Source organism: Actinoplanes sp. NPDC051537, assembly GCF_055586105.1.
In genome coordinates this window covers 99,687-118,340 of the sequence record NZ_JBVJIU010000011.1, presented here as the reverse complement: position 1 = coordinate 118,340, position 18,654 = coordinate 99,687, and the positions used below count along the sequence as shown (strand labels likewise).

Sequence of the window (18,654 nt, the reverse complement as noted above, 5' to 3'; positions counted from 1 at the left end):
CGGCCGGCTCGCCGCACGCGGCGCTGCGTCTTCCTCCGCAGCGATCGGTTCGACCCATCGGTTAGCGGTACGTCGGATGCGACACATGCGAGGAGAACGACCTATGGCGAGCAACTCGGCGCCGGCCCTTCTGCGGCCCCCCGCCCTGGCACACGCGCCGACCTCGGCCGTGCAGGCGGAGGCCCCCGCGGTCCCGGCGCACATGCTGCCGCACCGCACACCAGCCCAGCTGCTGGCGATCGCCCGGCAGGGCCTCGCCGAGGCGGCGCTGACCCGCCCCGACGGCTTGCGCTACGCCGCGGCCCACCTGGCCGCCCTGCGCGCCGCGGCCGCGGTGCTGGCCGCGCGGGCCCGTCCCGCCGCCCCGAGCCGCCGCAGCAAGGTGACCAGCGTGTGGTCCCTGCTGGTGCTGGTGGCCCCCGACTTCGCCGACTGGGCCGGCTATTTCGCCCTGGGCGCCACCAAGCGGGCCGCGGCCGAGGCCGGCATCCCGCGCGTGGTGAGCCCCCGAGAGGCAGACGACTTGCTGCGCGCGGCCGAGCAGTTCGTGACCGTGGTCGAGTCGTCGCTGGGCTTGAGCTACCAGCCACCTCTGGCCGCCTGAGGGCGTCCCGTCCGGGCCGGTCGGCGTGGGTCGGCCCGGGTGGACCGATGGCCGCCTTCGGGGTTTCTACCTCCGGCGATCCGGGCCTGGGCGGTTCGGCTTCTGCGTCCGGTGGTCCGGGCTTCGGTGGCGGTGCCTGGTTTCGCTCGAACCCGAGTCGGCCCCCGCCGCGACCCCACTTGGATGGCTTGCCTTTGGCCGTCGGGTTCGCTCGCATCTGAGCGAGGCCGCCGCGACCCGCCTCGGGCCGCTTGCCAACCCGGCTTGCCTTGGCTTTGCCGGTTTGGCCGGCGGTCTCCGGGGCCATCGGTCTCCGGCTCCGGTCTCCGGCTCCGGTCTCCGGCTCCGGTCTCCGGCTCCGGTCTCCGGCTCCGGTCTCCGGCTCCGGCTCCGGCTCCGGCTCCGGCTTCGGTCTCCGGCTTCGGGTTTCGGCTTCGGGTTTCGGGCTGAGCAACCCGTCCGGCCGTTCGTGACCCGCCCGATTTATCGGAAATATCGGGTCGACGCGGTCCGGGTGAGCGGCGGAAGGCGCAACTGAGAACGTCCGTCCGGATCGGCCGGATGGAGAGGAACACGGCAACACGGAGCGGGGAACGATGGCGGGACGCATGATCAACGGTGCGGCCGCCCTTGCGGAGCTGGTCCGGGCGGCCGGGGAGACGGCCGAGCCGGGTGTGCACCGGGTGCTGCCGGTGTCGCCCGAGCTGAGCGGCCTGTTGCCCGGTCGCGGGCTGCGCCGGGGCAGCACCGTCGCGGTCGCGACCGGGCGCGCGGCGCCGGCCAGTGGCGGCACGTCCCTGTTGCTGGCGCTGCTCGGCGAGGCCTCGCGAACCGGCTCCTGGTGCGCGGTGGTCGGCGTCCCGGCGCTGGGCGCGCTCGCCGCCGCCGAGACCGGCATCGCCCTCGACCGGCTGGCCCTCGTGCCGAACCCCGGCCCCGACTGGCCCACCGTCGTAGCCGCCCTGATCGACGGCGTCGACGTGGTGGTCGCCGCCGTCCCCGGCCCGGTGGCCCCCACGATCGCAAGCCGCCTCGTGGCGCGGGCCCGGCAGCGGGGCAGCGTGCTGGTGCCGTTCGGCCACTGGACCGGCGCCGACGTCACCCTCGAGGTCACCGAGGGCCGCTGGGAGGGCCTGGGCGACGGCCGGGGCCGCCTGCGCCGCCGCGAGATCACGGTGCGGGCCCGCGGCCGGGGCGCGGCCGCCCGCCCCAAGGAGCTGACGATGTGGATGCCGGGCGTCACGATCAGCCCGTTCACTCTGCCGCCCCCACCCACCACTTCGGACGACCACCCGGAGGACCGCCCGGCCACCGATCCCACCCCGTCCCGCCGGCCAACCCCCGCGGAGAAGACCGCCCGCGTCGCCCGCCCGGCTTCCGCGCTCGGCTCCTCCCGCCAGCGCCTGCGCCAGCCTGCGCGGGGGTGGCGGGCGGGGGCAAAGACAGCCAACGCGACGGTAGCCAACGCGGCGGAGTCGGCGACGGGGAGCGGGCGGCAGCGGGCTGGGTGGCGGCAGGGTTCGGCGGCGGTGGTGTGACGTGAGCGAGGAGATTCGGACTCTGCTCGTGTGGTGCCCGGACTGGCCGGTCATCGCGGCCGAGATCGTGGACGGGGTGCCGGGGGCGGGGGCGGTCGTCGTGTTGCGGGAGAACCGGGTGGTGGCCTGCTCGGAAGCGGCGCGGCAGGAAGGGGTGCGGCGGGGGCTGCGGCGGCGCGAGGCGCAGAGCCGGTGCCCGAAGCTGGTGGTGGTCGAGTATGACGCCGGGCGCGACGCCCGGGCGTACGAGGCCGTGGTCGCCGCCGTGGAAGAGGTTGCGGTCGGGGTCGAGGTGATCCGGCCGGGGGCCTGCGCGCTCGCGGCCCGGGGGCCGGCCCGGTACTTCGGCGGTGAGGAGGCCGCGGCCGAGCGGATCGTCGAGCAGATCGCCCAGGTCTGTGCGGTGGAGAGCCAGGTGGGGATCGCCGACGGGGTGTTCGCGGCGGGGCTCGCGGCCCGGGACGGGCTGATCGTCGCGCCGGGGGAGACCGCCGCATTTTTGGCCGGAATGCCGATCGCGGCGCTGGAACGGCCCGAGCTGGTCGACCTGCTCAAGCGGCTGGGCGTGCAGACGCTCGGTGGCTTCGCGGCGTTGCCGGCGGGGGACGTGCTGAGCCGGTTCGGCTTCGACGGGGCGCTCGCCCATCGGCTCGCCTCGGGGCGTGACCATCGGCCGCTCCAGGTCCGGCAGCCGCCGCCCGACCTGGATGTCGCCGACACCTACGACGAGCCGCTGGAACGGGTGGACGTGGCGGCGTTCGCGGGCAAGGCGCTGGCCGAGCGCCTGCACGACAAGCTCGCCGCGCACGGGCTGGCCTGCACCCGGCTCGGCATCGAGGCGGTCACCGCGGACGGCCAGGAGCTGCACCGCGTGTGGCGGCACGACGGCACCCTGACCGCGGCCGCCATCGCCGAGCGGGTCCGCTGGCAGCTGGACGGCTGGCTCACCGGCGCCCGCCGCGGCGCCGCGACCCGGCCGACCGCCGGCCTGGTGCGGCTGCGGCTCATTCCCGACGGCGTGCTCGTCCACCTGGGACTCCAGCCCGGCCTCTGGGGCGACGCCGGTGCCGACCGCGAGCGCGCCCACCGGGCGTTCAGCCGCGTGCAGGGCCTGCTCGGCCCCGAATCCCTGGTCACCGCCGTCCTCGGCGGCGGCCGCTCGGCCGACGACCAGATCCGCCTGGTCCCCTGGGGCGACGAACGCGACCCGGCCCGCCCCGCCGCCCCGCAGGCCGATCCGATCCCGGGCGTCGGCGTCGTCCCGCTGCTGGCCCGCTCCGAGGCGCCGGCCCTGGTCTTCAACTTCACCCCGCCCCCGATCGACCACGCGCCGCCGGAAACCGGGGATCGGCCGGCCGACGTGATCGACCTGGCGTCCCGCCGGGCGGCGCGCGCGGAGGAAAGGGAAAAGCCGGGCGAGTGGGAGAGCTGGGCGGAGCGAACAGAGCAGGCGGGGCGGGCGGAGGAGGCAGGGCGGGCGGAGGAGGCAGGGCGGGCGGAGGAGGCAGGGCCTCCGGTGGACGGCCTCACGGTGATCGCGGTGCCGCCGGTACGGCGGAAGGGCCCCGGCCGCCGCCCGGCCCCGGCCTCCCCGGCGCTGCCGCCCTGGCCCGGTCGCCTGCCCAAGCCGGCCCCGGCCGTGGTCCCGCTGCAACCGATCCCCGCCGTGGTGCTCGATCCGGCCGGCGCCCCGGTCGGCGTCAGCGCCCGCCTCGAGCTGACCGGCGACCCCGCCTCCCTGATCGTCGAGCGCGGCGGCCCGGTCGAGATCAGCGGGTGGGCCGGACCCTGGCCGGTGGACGAGCGCTGGTGGGCGACCGGCGAGGGCCGGCGCCGGGCGCGCTTCCAGGTGGCGCTCACGGACGGCCGGGCGTTGCTGCTCTCGCTCGCCGCCGGTCACTGGGCGATCGAGGCGATCTATGACTGAGAGGCGATCCACGACTGAGCGGAGGCCGGGATGAGTTTCCACAATCCGAAGCAGCCATGGTCCGAACTGGAGGCCGCGCTCACCGGGAAACCCGTCAAGCCGCCCACGGGCGACGACATCCGGCAGATCGGGAAGGAGACGCCGAAGCCGTTCCACGTCGACCCGCTCGCCTTCGACGCCGACGGTGGTGACTCGCCGGTCTGGAGCCGCAAGCGGCAGCCCTATCAGGCGCCCCCGCTGGTTCGCCGGGAAGAGCCCACCATCCCGTACGCGGAACTGCACTGTCACACCAACTTCAGCTTCCTGGACGGCGCCAGTCACCCCGAGGAGCTGGCCGAGGAGGCGGCCCGTCTCGGCCTCACCGGGCTGGCCGTCACCGACCACGACGGCTTCTACGGCGTGGTCCGCTTCTCCGAGGCCGCCCGCGACCTGGAACTGCCCACGATCTTCGGGGCCGAGCTGTCGCTGGGGCTGACCAGGCCGCAGAACGGCGAACCCGACCCCGAGGGGCAGCATCTGCTGGTGCTGGCCAAGGACGCGGCCGGTTACGCGGCGCTGGGCAGCGCGATCGGGGAGGGTCAGCTGACCGGCGCCGAGAAGGGGAAGCCCGACTACGGCGGCGTGGAGCGGATCGCCGAGCGGCTGCGTGATCACGTCATGGTGCTGACCGGCTGCCGGAAGGGTCTCGTCCCGCACGCGCTCGCCACCGGTGGTGTCGAGGCGGCCGCGCGGGAGCTCGACCGGCTGACCGAGCTGTTCGGCGCCGAGCACGTCGTGGTCGAGCTGACCGACCACGGCGACCCGTACGACGGTGACCGCAACGACGTGCTGTACCAGCTGGCGCGGCGGCGGAAGCTGTCGACGGTCGCCACCAACAACGTGCACTACGCGATCCCGGCCCGTCGCCGGCTCGCCACCGCGGTCGCGGCCGTGCGGGCCCGGCGCAGCCTCGACGAGATCGACGGCTGGCTGCCCGCGGCCGGCACCGCCCACCTGCGCAGCGGCGCCGAGATGGCCCGCCGCTTCGCCGCCTACCCGGGCTCGGTCGAGCGGGCCGCCGAGCTGGGCCTCGCGCTCGCCTTCGACCTCCAGCTCGTGGCGCCGCAGCTGCCGGCGTTCCCGATCCCGGAGCCGGGCCACACCGAGATGGGCTGGCTGCGCGAGCTGGCCATGCGCGGCGCCCGGGCCCGTTACGGCCTCCCCGACGAGGTGCCCGAGGTCTACGCGAAGCTCGAGTACGAGCTCCAGATGATCGAGAACCTGGACTTCCCGGGCTACTTCCTCGTCGTCTACGACATCGTCAACTTCTGCAAGGAGAACGACATCTACTGCCAGGGCCGGGGCTCGGCCGCGAACTCGGTGGTCTGCTACGCGCTCGGCATCACCAATGTGGACGCCTTCGAGTACGACCTGGTCTTCGAGCGGTTCCTGGCGCCGGAGCGGGACGGGCCGCCGGACATCGACGTCGACATCGAGTCGGATCGCCGCGAGGAGGTCATCCAGCACGTCTACCAGCGCCATGGCCGGCGGCACACCGCCCAGGTCGCGAACGTCATCTCGTACCGCCCGCGCTCGGCCGTCCGCGACGTCGCCAAGGCGTTCGGCTTCTCGCCCGGCCAGCAGGACGCGTGGAGCAAGCAGATCGACCGCTGGGGCAGCGTGGCCACGGTGGACATCGACGACATACCCGAGCAGGTGGTGTCGTTCGCGAATGAGCTGCAGACCTTCCCGCGGCACCTCGGCATCCACTCGGGCGGCATGGTGATCTGCGATCGGCCGGTGAGCGAGGTGTGCCCGGTCGAGTGGGGCCGGATGCCGGGCCGCACGGTGCTCCAGTGGGACAAGGACGACTGCGCGGCGATCAACCTGGTCAAGTTCGACCTGCTGGGCCTCGGCATGCTCTCGGCGCTGCACTACGCCTTCGACATGATCGACGACAAGCTGGATTTCGGCGACATCCGGCCGGCCGATCCCGAGGTCTACGAGATGCTGTGCAAGGCCGACTCGGTCGGCGTGTTCCAGGTGGAGAGCCGCGCGCAGATGGCGACCCTGCCCCGGCTCAAGCCGGAGGTCTTCTACGACCTGGTGGTCGAGGTGGCGCTGATCAGGCCCGGTCCGATCCAGGGTGGCTCGGTCCACCCGTACATCCGGAGAAAGAACGGCATCGAGAAGTGGGAGATGCCGCACCCGACGATGGCCCGCGCCCTGGAGAAGACGCTGGGGGTGCCGCTCTTCCAGGAGCAGCTGATGCAGCTCGCCATGGACTCGGCCGGCTTCACCCCGCTGGAGGCGGACAAGCTGCGGCGGGCGATGGGATCCAAGCGCTCGGTCAAGAAGATGGAGGAGATGCGCGAGCGCCTCTATCAGGGCATGGCGGCGAACGGCATCTCCGGCGAGCTGGCCGACGACCTCTACGTGAAGCTGTGCGCCTTCGCGAACTACGGCTTCCCGGAGAGCCACGCGATCAGCTTCGCCTACCTGGTCTACGTCAGCGCCTGGCTCAAGCGGTACCACCCGGCCGCGTTCTGCGCGGCGCTGCTGAACGCCCAGCCGATGGGCTTCTACTCACCGCAGACGCTGGTCGACGACGCGCGGCGGCACGGCGTGGAGGTGCGCCGGCCGGACATCAACCTCAGCGACGCCGCGGCCACCCTGGAGCGAACCCCGCGGACGCGGGCGATAAGCGAGGAGGGGGAGCCGCCGCACGCCTGGGGAATCGGGGGGCCGGCCGTCCGCCAAGGGCTTTCCCGCATCCGTACGGTGGGAGACGAGCTCGCCCAGGCGATCGAGCAGGAACGGCGGGCCCACGGGCCGTACCGGAGCATGACCGATCTCGCCCGCCGCACCGGGTGCACCACCGCGCACCTGGAGGCGCTCGCCACGGCCGACGCCTTCGCGAGCTTCGGCCTGTCGCGCCGGGAGGCGTTGTGGGCCGCGGGCGCCGCGGCCCAGGACAAGCCGGACCGGTTGCCGGGGACCGTGACCGGCACCGACGCGCCGATGCTGCCCGGCATGAGCGACGTGGATCGCCTGGTCGCGGACGTGTGGGCGACCGGGCTGTCGCCGGAGACGCACCCGGCGCAGTTCATCCGGGCCGAGCTCGACCGGGTCGGCGCGCTGCGGATCTCGCAGCTCGGGCGGGTGGAGGCCGGCACCCGCATCCGGGTCGGCGGGATCGTCACCCATCGGCAGCGGCCGGCCACCGCGGGCGGGGTGACGTTCGTGAACCTCGAGGACGAGACCGGGATGCTCAACGTGACCTGCTCGCCGGGGCTGTGGCAGCGGTACCGCCGGGTGGCCCGGACGAGCTCGGCGCTGGTCGTGCGGGGGCGGCTGGAGAAGGCCGAGGGCGTGCTCAACCTGGTCGCGGACCGGTTGGAGGCGGCCAGCCCACCGGTCACCCCCGCGTCCCGTGACTTCCGGTAGCGTACCCATTTGTCGGATTTGTCGGATAAATGGGAGCGCGCAATGATCCCCACGATGATCGGCCTGGTCGCGGCGGTGCTCGCCGCCGGGCCGCCCACCGGCTACGGCGACGGCGGCGGACGCGGGGAGCCGGAGTCGAAGCTGACCGTGAGCTACCGGGCGGACGCCGGCTTCGCCTCCGCGGTCAGGCTCGAATGCGGTCCGGCCGGCGGCGGCCACCCGAAGGCGGCCGACGCGTGTGCCGAGCTGGCCGCCGTCGACGGCGATCCCGGCCGGATCGAGCCGGCGCACACCGCCTGCATCCTCATCTACCAGCCGGTCACCGCCGAGGTCGCCGGCGAGTGGCGGGGAACCACGGTCGAGTGGACGCACCGGTACGGCAACAGCTGCGAGATGAAGCGGGCGCTCGGGCCACTCGTGGCCTTCTGAAACCGGGGGCCGTGCGCTACCGGTGCCGGATGAGCGAGGCCGATACGCTGCCCGTGTGGAAACCGCATCGACGCGTACGGCCCGACCGCTCGTCTCCGCCCGCACGGCCGCCGTCTGGGCCGTGCTCCGCCGCGAGCTGGACCGCCACGCCGGCCGCGCGCTGACCGTGGTCGACGTCGGCGGCGGCACCGGCGGCTTCGCCGTGCCGCTGGCCCAGTCCGGGCACACGGTCACCGTGGTCGACGCCAGCCCCGACGCGCTCGCGGCGCTCACCAGGCGGGCCACCGACGCCGGGGTGGCCGGGCGGGTGCGCGCGGTGCAGGGCGACGGCGACGCGCTGGCCGGGCTGATCGAGCCGGGCAGCGTCGACCTGATCCTCTGCCACGCGGTGCTCGAGGTGGTCGACCACCCGGCCGACGTGGTCGCGGCGATCACCGCGGCGCTGCGCCCGGGCGGCGCGGTCAGCGTGCTGGTGGCGAGCCGGGCCGCGGCGATCCTCGGCCGGGCGATCAACGGGCATCTGCGGTCGGCCGCCGCGCTGGTCACCGACCCCGAGGGCCGGGCCGGGGCCCGGGACACGCTGCGCCGGCGATACGACGCGGACTCGGCGGCGGACCTGTTGCGCACGGCGGGGCTCGAGGTCGAGGAGACCCACGGCGTACGGGTGCTGGCCGATCTCCTCCCGGCGGCGGTGGTCGAGGAGGACCCGCAGACGCTGCTCGAGCTCGAACTGGCGCTCTCGGCGCGGCCGCCGTTCCGCGACATCGCCTCCCAGCTGCACCTCTTCGCGCGCCGCCGGTGAACGGCGACCGGCTCGGGCCCGACGCCCTGGTGCCGATGCGCCCGGCCTACGGCACCGGCAGCCTGGCCGACCTGCTGCCGAGCGTCTGCGCCGTGCTGGGTGTGCCGGGCACGACCGACGTGCTCGGGCTCGCGCCGGCGCTCGACGGGGTCGACCGGGTGGCGGTGCTGCTCGTCGACGGACTGGGCGCGTACCAGGTGCCGCTGGTCTCCGCGTACGCCCCCGTGGTGAAAGATCTCGCCCCGGGGAGCCGCCGCCTGACCGCGGGTTTCCCCTCGACGACGCCGGTGAGCCTGGTGACCGTCGGGACGGGCGCGCTGCCGGGAGCGCACGGGGTGCTCGGCTTCACGACGCGGCGGCCGGACGGGCGCGTGCTCAACCACATCCAGTGGAAGAACGATCCCGAGCCGCGCGCCTGGCAGCCGGTGCCGACACGGTTCGAGACGGCGGCCGCGGCGGGGCTGCCGGTCACGGTGGTCAACAAGCCCGAGTACGACGGCAGCGGCCTGAGCGTCTCGGCCAACCGCGGCGCCACCTACGTCGGCGCCTCGAACACCGAGGAACTGGCGGCCGGCATGCTCGCGACGCTGGCGGCCGGGCCCGGGCTCGTTTACGGCTATCACCCGGACCTCGATCACTACGGACACCAGGACGGGGTGGACTCGCCGTCGTGGCAGGCCGCGGCCGTCGGGGTCGGCCGGCTGCTCGATCGGCTCGTGCACGGTTTGCCGCCACGGTCGGCGCTGCTGGTCATCGCCGACCACGGTCAGCTGAACGTCCCGCTCGAGGGCCGCACCGACATGGCCGACATTCCGGATCTGGCGGCGGGCGTGACGGGGGTGGCGGGGGAGCCGCGGGTCCGTTATCTCTACACCGCCGACGGCGCCCGGGACGACGTGATCGACGCCTGGCGGGGCGTGCTCGGCTCGGGTGCGTGGGTGCTGAGCCGGGAAGAGGCGATCGCGCAGGGATGGTACGGGCCGGTGCCGGACGCTCATCTCGGCCGCATCGGTGAGATCGTCGTGATCTGCCTGGACCGCACGGTGGCGCTGGCGACCGGCTGGGAACCGCCCGTCGTCGGCAAGCTCATCGCGTACCACGGCTCGGTGACGGCGGCCGAGATGGCGATCCCGCTGCTGATCGCCCGCTGACACCTTTTTTGTCAGAGGGTGCGGCTAGGGTCCCTGGCGTGGGACGTAGTCAGGTGGTGCCTCGGGGGCGCGACCCGCGGTTCGGTCCGGAGGCCGACGACGCGGGGTGCACGATCCTGCACGTCGACATGGATGCGTTCTTCGCGTCGGTGGCGGTCCGGGCGCGGCCCGAGCTGCGGGGCAAGCCGGTGGTGGTCGGCGGCATCGGCCCGCGCGGCGTGGTGAGCTCGGCCAGCTACGAGGCCCGCCGGTTCGGGGTGCGCAGCGCGATGCCGACGATGCGGGCCAAGGCGCTCTGCCCGCAGGCGATCTTCCTGCCGGTCGACGGGCCGGCGATCGCGACCGCCTCGGCCGCCGTCATGGCGATCTTCCGCGACGTGACGCCGCTAGTCGAGCCGCTCTCGTCCGACGAGGCGTTCCTCGATGTCGCGGGCGCGCAGCGGCTGCTCGGCCGGCCCGCGGTGATCGCCCGGCAGATCCGCGAGCGGATGTTCGAGGAGCAGCGGCTGACCTGCTCGGTCGGGGTCGCGCCGACGAAGTTCGTGGCCAAGCTCGGGTCGACCCGGGCCAAGCCCGACGGCATGCTCGTGGTGCCGGCCGGCATGGTGCTCGACTTCCTGCACCCGCTGCCGGTCGACGCGCTCTGGGGCGTGGGGGAGCGGGCCGCCGAGACGTTGCGCCGGTTGGGGCTGACGACGGTCGGCGAGCTGGCCAACGCGCCGTACGGCATGCTTCGCCGCGCGGTGGGCGAGGCCGCGGCCGCCCACCTGCACGAGCTCTCCTGGGGTCGCGACCCGCGCCGGGTCACGCCCGAGCGCGAGGAGAAGTCGATCGGCGCCGAGATGACCTTCGACGTCGACGTGGCCGATCGCGAGGTGCTGCGGCGCAGCCTGCTCGCGCTGTCCGAGAAGACCGGCGCCCGGCTCCGCGCGAGTGGCCAGGTCGGCCGCACGGTGGCGATCAAGGTCCGGCTTGCCGACTTCCGCACGGTCAACCGGTCACGCACGGTGCCCACGAGCACCGATGTGGCGCGTGAGATCTTCGAGATCTCGTGGGGATTGTTCGAGGCGCTCGGTGCGACCGATCACATCCGGCTGCTCGGCGTCCGGGTCGAGGGCCTGACCCCGGCGGCGACCACGTCGCGGCAGCTCAGCCTCGGCGAACCGGAGCGCGGCTGGCGCGAGGCGGAGGCCGCGGCCGACGCCGTGGCCGCCCGATTCGGCCGCGCAAGTGTCGGTCCAGCCAGTCTTTTGGGACGAAGCGATCTCCGCCGCACCGAAAATCACCCCCAGCGGACGGTCGTCCCGCTTTCCGAGCCGCCCACCCCCTCGTAGACTTGCTCGATAAGGCAGCCGACGGCTGTCCCGCGCCACCTACCTTGTTTCACTCCGACCCCGGCTTCGGGATCGGATATGCGCCCGGGGAGGAATGCCGTGCCGCTCTCGGAGCACGAGCAGCGGCTGTTCGATCAGATCGAGCGGTCGCTTGCCGAGGATCCCAAGTTCGCCTCGGCTGTGCGGGCCAGCGACCCGCGTTTCCACGCACGGCGCCGGCTCCTCGTCGCCGCCTTCGTGATCATCCTTGGTCTTGCCCTGGTCGTCTACGGAACGGTGAGTAGCAACACGCTGCTCGGCGTCGGCGGTTTCGTGGTCATGCTCGGTTCCGCCGCCTTCGCGATGCAGTCCCGTCGCAAGGGCAGCGCACCCGATCTCCACGCCGTTGGCGGCACCGCGAGTCGCCGCACCCGCCAGACGCGCAAGGCAGGATTCATCGATCGGCTCGAGGACCGTTGGCGTCAGCGCCCGGAAGGACACCGCTGACCCAGGCGCGCTCGCTGACGAGCGCGCAGTCCTGAACACGCTGGCGTCCGAGACGCGCAGCGACCGGCAGATGGCGGCCACCGGCCGCCATCGCCGTTTGTCAATGCGCCCATAACACGGCGTGTGGGCGGGCGTGGTTGCGGGATTTCGGATGATGTGGCGCCGCTGGATCGGCCCGGCGGATGCGCTTGCCGGGCAACGGACGCGGCGCGGTGCACCGGATGCGGTTGGCGGGCGGCAGCGGACGCGGTTGCCGGGCGATGACGGACGCGGTTGCCGGCCAGCAGCGGATGCGGTTGTCGGGCGATGACGGATGCGGATGCCGGGCGGCGGTGGATGCGCCGGCGCGTTCGGCCGCCCATCGTGAGTGCGGGTCCGGGCGGGTTGGTTGCGGGAACGGCGGACGCCGTGGCGGGTGCTTCCGCCAACGCGAGCCTGGGCGGGTCCGGCGGCGCGAATAACGGCGGCCGGGCGCCGCGAATAACGGTGGGCCGAGCGCCGCGGGGACGAGGCAGCGTGGGCCGGGCAGCGTGGGCCGGGCAGCGTGGGCCGGGCAGCGTGGGCCGGGGCGTCGCGGGGACGAGGCAGCATGGGCCGGGCGGTGTGGGCCGGGCGGCGTGGGAACGCGGCAGCGTGGGCTGAGCGGCGCGAGAACGCGGGCGGGCCCACCACCTCGGCGCGAGAATGTGGCGCGGCGGGCTGGGCGGCGCGGCGGGCTGGGCGGCGCGGCGGGCTGGGCGGCGCGGCGGGCTGGGCGGCGCGGCGGGCTGGGCGGCGCGGCGGGCTGGGCGGCGCGGCTACGGGCTGGGCGGCGCGGCTACGGGCTGGGCGACGCGGCTACGGGGTGGGCCAGGCGTCGAGGACCTCGGCGTGACGCAGCCCAAGCGACTGGTCGATGTGCGTGAACCAGGCCGCGCACTCCGGGATTGTCATGATTTGCTTGGCCGACTCCTCGGCCTCCTCTCGGCTGCGCCACACGATTATGTCGACCCAGGTGCCGTCTTCCTCGCGGGTCAGGTAGGCGGCCTGGCAGGCGGGGAAACGGGCGCGCAACGCCGCCAGCATCGCCGGGCGGTCGGCGATCATCTGGGCCTCGGCGCCGGGGTGCACGGTGAAGCGGGCGAATTCCACGGTCCTCGTCACGCGGGTGACACTAGACCCTGCCTACGACAAATTCGGGGGGTCGAGCGTGGCGGAGCTGCGGTACACGAAGTGGGGCGGGAAGAAGCACTGGAACTTCGCGGCGGAGCCGCTGGGGAGCGACCGTTTCGGCTGGTGGTACGGGTGCCGGGCGGGGATTCCGATGCGGCGCGGGCTGGAAGAGCCGATCTTTCCGGAATACGAGTTCATCGTGCTCTGCCCGGCCGAAGGCAGCTGGGTCGGCTCGTGGAACGGGCCCGCCCACCGGGAGGTCGAGATCTACGTCGACGTCACCACCGTGCCGGTGCGGAACGCGGAGGGGGACATCGAGGCGGTCGATCTCGATCTCGATGTCGTGCGGCTCCGGGACGGGTCGGTCGAGCTGCTCGACGAGGATGAGTTCGAGGAGCATCAGCGCCGGTACGGGTACCCGGACGAGCTGATCGCGCAGGCGCGCGCCACCGCGGACGAGTTGGTCGCGATGATCTCGGCGCGCCAGGAGCCGTTCGGCGCCGTCGGTGACGCGTGGCTGGCCGCCTTCATCAAAAATGGACGCCCCGCGTGAAATACGGACGCCCCGCGTGAAATACGGACGCCCCGCGTGAAAAACGGACGCCGCGCGTGAAAAACGGACGCCGCGCGTGAAAACCGACGCTCCGCGTGAAGAACGGACGCCGCCCCGCGTAACAGCGGGACGGCGTCCGGAAAAGGGAATCAGCGACCGCGACTCGCCAGCAGCCGGCGCGGGCTGAAGCGGGACATCGACTCCCGCACGCGGCCGGACCAGACGATGAAGCGGGCCGACATCTCGGCCGTGCCGATCCGCCAGCGCAGCAGGACCGACGGCGGCATCAGGACGGCCAGGATCCGCGTGCGCCGGTTGGCCGAGCGGGCCAGCCCCTTGCGCACCTGACCCAGCGCCGTCGTCAGCTCGCCACCCACCAGCGGCTTCCGGGCGTACCGTGCGCGTTCCTCGGCCGTGCCCAGCAGCGTCGCCGACGTGGCCGGCTGCTCGCGCAGGTACGCGTCCCGGATCAGGCGCTGGGCCGTGACCCGCGGGGTCTCGCTCGGGTCGACCGGGATCCGGAAGTCGATCATCGTGTCGAGCAGCTCGTCCCAGGCGGCGTGGGCGTCATGACGGGCCCGCGTCGCCTCGGGGGTGACCACGATGCCGTGCCCGCCGCCCGGTGGCCCGGCGCCCGAGGCGGCCAGCACCTTGGGCGCCGCCGGCGCCGTCGCCGCGTGTCTGCGCCGGCGCAGCAGGGCCCGGAGCAGCGCCGGAATCAGCAACAGCGCGATCAGCAGGGCCACACCGCCGGCGATCCAGAGCAGCGTGTACGACGTCTTCGTCGACCCCGTGTCGAAGCTGCCCGCCCCGGTCGGGTCGTTCAGCCCGCGGTCGAGGCGATCCGGGTTGCCGGGCGCCACCGACGTCTCGGGTCCGGCCGCGGCCGGGCCGGTCGACGACGACGCGGTCGGGGTCGGCTCGTCGACGTTCGGCGCGTACGACGACCGGGTCGAACCGGCCACACTGGACGCCGGCGTCGCGTCGAACGGGATCCAGCCGAAGCCCTGCAGGTAGACCTCGGTCCACGCGTGCGCGTTCCGGTTCGTGATGACCCACGAGCCGTCGACCTCGTTGCCCTTGGTGAAGCCGAACGCGACCCGGGCCGGGAGGCCGGCCACCCGCGCCATCCAGGCCAGCGCCGCCGCGTACTGCTGGCAGTATCCGACCTTGTTCTTCAGGAAGGCGGCGATGTCCGAGCTGTTGCCGGCCGACTCGGTCGTCAGGCTGTAGCTGAAGTTGTTCGCCTTCGAGAAGTAGTTGTACAGCGTCCGGATCTTGTCGTAATCCGTGGTCTTGCCCTTGATCAGGCCGGCCACGAGGGTGTCGACGTAGTCGTCGCGCGGGGTGTTCGTGTACTGCGTGCGCAGCGGGTTGTCCTTGTTCAGCGGCTCGGCCGTGCGCAGCTCGGCCTCCGTGTACGACGCCCGCACGTAGTCGAACGAGTACTTCTTCCCCTTGGTCGTCTGGCGGGTGGAGAAGATCACCTGCTGGTTCGGATCGAAGGACCAGCCGCCGCCGAGGTCGCCCGCGCGCACCGTGTTCGAGTAGATCGGCAGCATGTTCTGCTTCAGCGCGTCACTGACCTCGATCTGCGCGTGGTACTGCTGGAACTGGCCGCCGGCCGTGCCGCCGCGCGGGTCGGGCAGGCCCCGGTTGACCGCGTTGCCGACCGGCGTGCGGTTGCCGAAGCCCAGGTTCGTGAGCTGGTCGGCGACCCCGAAACGCAGGTAGAACGGGTACTCCTCGTTGGTCGTCAGCTTGATCACCTGGACCGTGTTGCCCTGGGTCAGGTTGCCGCTGAGCGACGCGAACAGGTTGATCCGCCCGCCGGCGCCGTTGCCGACCCCGCCGGCGCCGACGCCGCTGCCGCTCTGCGTGAGCTGCGAGAGCAGGCCGCCGGTGATGGTCGGCACGAGCAGCGGCAGCACCACGGCCGCGGCCACGCCGACCACGCCCAGGCGCCGGCCCGCGGCCGCGAGCGGCGAGGGCTCCCAGACGTCGACGTCGCGGCCGTCGCCGGTGAAGCGGCGGCCGAAACGGCGTACGCGATCGACGTTGTCGGAGACCAGCAGCCACATGAAGCCGGTGGCGCCGATGATGAACGGCAGCACCGGGACGCTGTCGATGTAGACCGCGACCGGCACCGAGTAGATCGCCAGCATCGGCAGGCCGGCCAGCGCCGGGCGCCGCGCGACGACCGTCAGCAGGTCGACCGCGATCGCCACGCTGCCGACGCCGAGGACCGTGATGAACAGCAGGCCGTCCCGATCGGGGACGGGCACACCGTACGACCTCGTGTCCTGCCCGGCCTGGGTGAACAGCTCCGCAAAATGGCCGAAGGTGGCCGGTTGCGGCACCAGGATCTCGTGGCCGCTGGGGAACATCCAGGTCAGGATGAGCAGCAGGACCACGACCTCGGTGACCGCCTGCGCCCAGACCGGGAACCGCAGCGTGCGGGCGAGCATCACCGCCCCCGCGATCAGGCCGACCGCGAGGATGCAGCGGACCAGCCAGTTCCACGAGTCGAAGATGGACGAGATCGGCGCGGCCGCGAGCAGGGTGGCGCCCGCCGCGACCAGTCCGAGTCGCCGCCGGCCGGTCATCGGATCACCCCACCGACGGTCTCGGCCATGGCGGCCCGCCAGGCGAAACCGCTCGAGCCGCGGGCGGCGGCCGGCCACAGGTTGGGCAGCGTCGCGCCGTGCGTCACCGGCACCGAGCGCCAGCCCGCGTGCACCAGGGCGAGCGCCGCGGCGGCGTGCTCCCGGTCGGCCTCCTGCCGCTCGCCGGCCGACATCGACACCCAGGTCGAGCTGTCGATGGCGAAGCCGATGCAGGTGGCGCCGTTGCCGCGGAGGCCGGCCAGCAGCTCGGCCTCGGCGACGCTGAGCGAGCCGAAGATGCCGATCACGAGGCCACCGTCGGAGCGGCGGCGCACCTGCTCGACCAGGATCGAGACGTCGCCGTTCTGGGCGAGCTTGACCTCGGCGAGCGTGTCGAGGATGACGCCCTCGCCGGCGATCTCGGCCGCGTCGATGTCGACGCCCGAGCCGGTGACCAGCCGCAGCTTGTAACCGGCCGCGCGCAGGTGCATCGCGATGCTGGCGGTGGCCGAGACGGCCCACTCGAAGCTCGCCGTCGGGCCCTCGCCGCGGTGGGCGAAGACCCGGGTGTCGAGCACGACCGTGGCCCGGCTCTCCCAGGGCTGCTCCTCGCGGCGCACCATCAGCTCGCCGGTGCGGGCGGTGGACCGCCAGTGCACGCGCCGCAGGTCGTCGCCGCGGCGGTACTCGCGGGTCGCGGCGTCGTCCTCGCCGTGCACGGCCACCGACCGGGCGCGGCTGTCGCCGGTGCCGGCGTACTCGCCGGCGAGCCGGACGGTGGGCAGCGGCACCACGTGCGGGATGACGGTGAGCCGGTCGACGCTGGGGAACGACCGGGTCAGCTCGCACAGGCCGAACGGGTCGGTCAGGCGGATGACCAGCGGGCCGATCGGGTACTTGCCGCGCACGTCGGCGCGGACCGTGTACGCCACCGAGCTGGCCTGGTGCGCGCCGAGCCGCTCGAGCACGACGCGCGGGCGGCTGCCCAGCGCGTACGGCAGCTTGTCCTCCAGCAGCAGCGTGCCGGTGGGCAGGCGGGACATGTTCTGCAGGCGCAGGATGACCCGGGCGCTGGAGCCGACCGGGGCACGGCCCGGCTCCAGCGAGCGGGTGCAGGCCAGCTTGTACCGGCTGCGCCCGACGTACGCCGCGGCGAGCAGTGGCAGCGCGGCGAGCAGCACTGCCACCCGCAGCAGGTCACGCTCGCCGAGGACGATCGCCGAGACGCCGGCCGCGGCGGCCGCGGCCAGGAAGGACCGGCCGCGCGTGGTCAGCCCCCGCAAGGCCTCGCGCATGTCAGCGCCCCCGCGGCTCGTACTGGGTGCCGCCGCCGGCGCCCGGACGGGTGTCGTACGGCGAGCGGCTCCGCTCGTGGGGCAGCGGCAGGCGGTGCACGATCTCGGCCACGATCGCGTCGGTCGTGCGGCGGTTCAGCTGCGCGTCCGCGGTCGGGATGATGCGGTGCGCGAGAACCGGCACGGCCAGCGTCTGGATGTCGTCGGGCAGGACGTAGTCGCGGCCCTCGAGCGCCGCGACCGCCTTGGCGGTGCGGATCATCTGCAGGGTCGACCGGGGCGACGCGCCGAGACGGATCTCGGGCGCCTCACGGGTCGCGGTGACCAGCGCGATCGCGTACTGCTGGACGGCGTCGGCCGCGTGCACGTCGCGGACCGTGGCGATGAGGCGGCGGACCAGCGAGGCGTCGGAGACGGCCCGCAGGTCGTTCAGCGGGTCGTGGGCGCCGTGGCCGCTGAGCATGGCGAGCTCGGCCCGGGGGTCCGGGTAGCCCATCGCGATGCGGGCGGTGAACCGGTCGCGCTGGGCCTCGGGCAGCGGGTAGGTGCCCTCCATCTCGATCGGGTTCTGGGTCGCGATGACCATGAACGGCGCCTGCAGCTCGTACGTGGTGCCGTCGACCGTGACCTGCCGCTCCTCCATGCACTCGAGCAGGGCCGACTGGGTCTTCGGCGAGGCCCGGTTGATCTCGTCGCCGACCACCAGGTTGGCGAAGACCGCGCCCGGCTTGAACTCGAAGTCGCGCGTCTCCTGGTTGTAGACGCTGACGCCGGTCACGTCGCTGGGCAGCAGGTCGGGGGTGAACTGGATGCGTCGCACCGAGCAGTCGATCGACCGGGCCAGCGCCTTCGCCAGCTTGGTCTTGCCGACGCCCGGCACGTCCTCGATCAGCAGGTGGCCCTCGGCGAGGAGCACCGCGAGCGCGAGGCGGACCGTCGCGCTCTTGCCCTCGATGACCTGCTCGATGTTGGTCATGATCGCCTGCGTCGCCACGCGGAATTCGTCGGCGGTCATCGGTCCACCGGGCTCGTCCCAGGTCGGGGTTGTCACGGGCCTCCTCCAAGGTCTTTCTCGCCATGTCGGCGCAGCGAAACAGGGCGGCGTGCCGCCCGTCCCCACAGGTTAGCCCGATCACACCAAACCGCCGAGTGCGGGCGATGGATGCCGTCAGGCAAGCGTCAACCGGACTCAGATATCGGATGGGTAAAGAATCGGACATCAGTCTAGTTATATTTTCGGATCTTCGGACAGAGTCAGGCATCGACGGGCCACACAAGTGGGGTGCGGCCGGCGCGAGGGTCCTCATCGCGTCCGGGCTGCTCCTTTGCCCGGTCGAGAGGGGCTGAATTG

13 protein-coding genes and 1 pseudogene are annotated in these 18,654 nt (G+C 73.3%); 10 read left to right on the top strand and 4 right to left on the bottom strand.

Translation table 11 applies throughout. The features are described from left to right. Positions 1–103: 103 nt before the first annotated feature. From ACZ6TB_RS26805 to ACZ6TB_RS26765, 9 genes and pseudogenes are all read left to right on the top strand, one after another. Positions 104–604, top strand: coding sequence for an SAV_6107 family HEPN domain-containing protein (locus ACZ6TB_RS26805; protein ID WP_465558191.1), 501 nt, complete (start codon positions 104–106; stop codon positions 602–604). A gap of 596 nt (positions 605–1,200) precedes the next feature. Beyond that, positions 1,201–1,843: pseudogene (locus tag ACZ6TB_RS26800) on the top strand (hypothetical protein); the annotation flags it as partial. Between the two features lie 300 nt (positions 1,844–2,143). Further along, on the top strand, positions 2,144–4,069 hold the full coding sequence (locus ACZ6TB_RS26795; protein ID WP_465558189.1) for a DNA polymerase Y family protein: 1,926 nt from the start codon (positions 2,144–2,146) through the stop codon (positions 4,067–4,069). A 30-nt stretch (positions 4,070–4,099) separates the two neighbouring features. After that, positions 4,100–7,495 (top strand): error-prone DNA polymerase, encoded by a 3,396-nt coding sequence (locus ACZ6TB_RS26790; RefSeq protein WP_465558187.1) that lies wholly within the window; start codon positions 4,100–4,102, stop codon positions 7,493–7,495. Between the two features lie 42 nt (positions 7,496–7,537). After that, positions 7,538–7,924 carry an SSI family serine proteinase inhibitor gene (locus ACZ6TB_RS26785; protein ID WP_465558185.1) on the top strand — a complete coding sequence of 129 codons (387 nt, stop codon included), beginning with the start codon at positions 7,538–7,540 and terminating at the stop codon, positions 7,922–7,924. A gap of 55 nt (positions 7,925–7,979) precedes the next feature. Next, positions 7,980–8,726, top strand: coding sequence for a class I SAM-dependent methyltransferase (locus ACZ6TB_RS26780; RefSeq protein WP_465558183.1), 747 nt, complete (start codon positions 7,980–7,982; stop codon positions 8,724–8,726). A 35-nt stretch (positions 8,727–8,761) separates the two neighbouring features. Continuing rightward, entirely contained in the window at positions 8,762–9,877 is a 1,116-nt protein-coding gene (locus tag ACZ6TB_RS26775; protein WP_465558616.1) for an alkaline phosphatase family protein, read from the top strand. A gap of 38 nt (positions 9,878–9,915) precedes the next feature. Next, positions 9,916–11,211, top strand: a complete 1,296-nt coding sequence (gene dinB, locus ACZ6TB_RS26770; RefSeq protein ID WP_465558181.1) for a DNA polymerase IV — start codon at positions 9,916–9,918, stop codon at positions 11,209–11,211. 99 nt (positions 11,212–11,310) lie between these two features. After that, positions 11,311–11,697, top strand: coding sequence for a DUF3040 domain-containing protein (locus ACZ6TB_RS26765; RefSeq protein WP_465558179.1), 387 nt, complete (start codon positions 11,311–11,313; stop codon positions 11,695–11,697). Positions 11,698–12,534: 837 nt separating this feature from the next. Here the strand turns inward: ACZ6TB_RS26765 and ACZ6TB_RS26760 are convergent. Continuing rightward, positions 12,535–12,840: an antibiotic biosynthesis monooxygenase gene (locus tag ACZ6TB_RS26760; protein ID WP_465558177.1), complete on the bottom strand. Its 306-nt coding sequence runs from the start codon at positions 12,838–12,840 to the stop codon at positions 12,535–12,537. Between the two features lie 46 nt (positions 12,841–12,886). Between ACZ6TB_RS26760 and ACZ6TB_RS26755 the strand changes: the two genes are divergently transcribed. Further along, entirely contained in the window at positions 12,887–13,402 is a 516-nt protein-coding gene (locus tag ACZ6TB_RS26755) for a DUF402 domain-containing protein (protein ID WP_465558175.1), read from the top strand. Between the two features lie 149 nt (positions 13,403–13,551). Here ACZ6TB_RS26755 and ACZ6TB_RS26750 read toward each other — a convergent pair whose 3' ends face one another. From ACZ6TB_RS26750 to ACZ6TB_RS26740, 3 genes are read right to left on the bottom strand one after another with little or no spacing between them, the layout of a single operon-like run. After that, positions 13,552–16,008 (bottom strand): transglutaminase TgpA family protein, encoded by a 2,457-nt coding sequence (locus ACZ6TB_RS26750; protein ID WP_465558173.1) that lies wholly within the window; start codon positions 16,006–16,008, stop codon positions 13,552–13,554. Then, a complete protein-coding gene (locus tag ACZ6TB_RS26745) occupies positions 16,005–17,303 on the bottom strand; it encodes a DUF58 domain-containing protein (protein ID WP_465558171.1) in 1,299 nt (432 codons plus the stop codon). Before ACZ6TB_RS26745 ends, ACZ6TB_RS26750 begins: the two co-directional genes overlap by 4 nt. A 1-nt stretch (position 17,304) precedes the next feature. Continuing rightward, positions 17,305–18,354 (bottom strand): AAA family ATPase, encoded by a 1,050-nt coding sequence (locus tag ACZ6TB_RS26740; RefSeq protein WP_465558169.1) that lies wholly within the window; start codon positions 18,352–18,354, stop codon positions 17,305–17,307. Positions 18,355–18,654 lie beyond the last annotated feature (300 nt).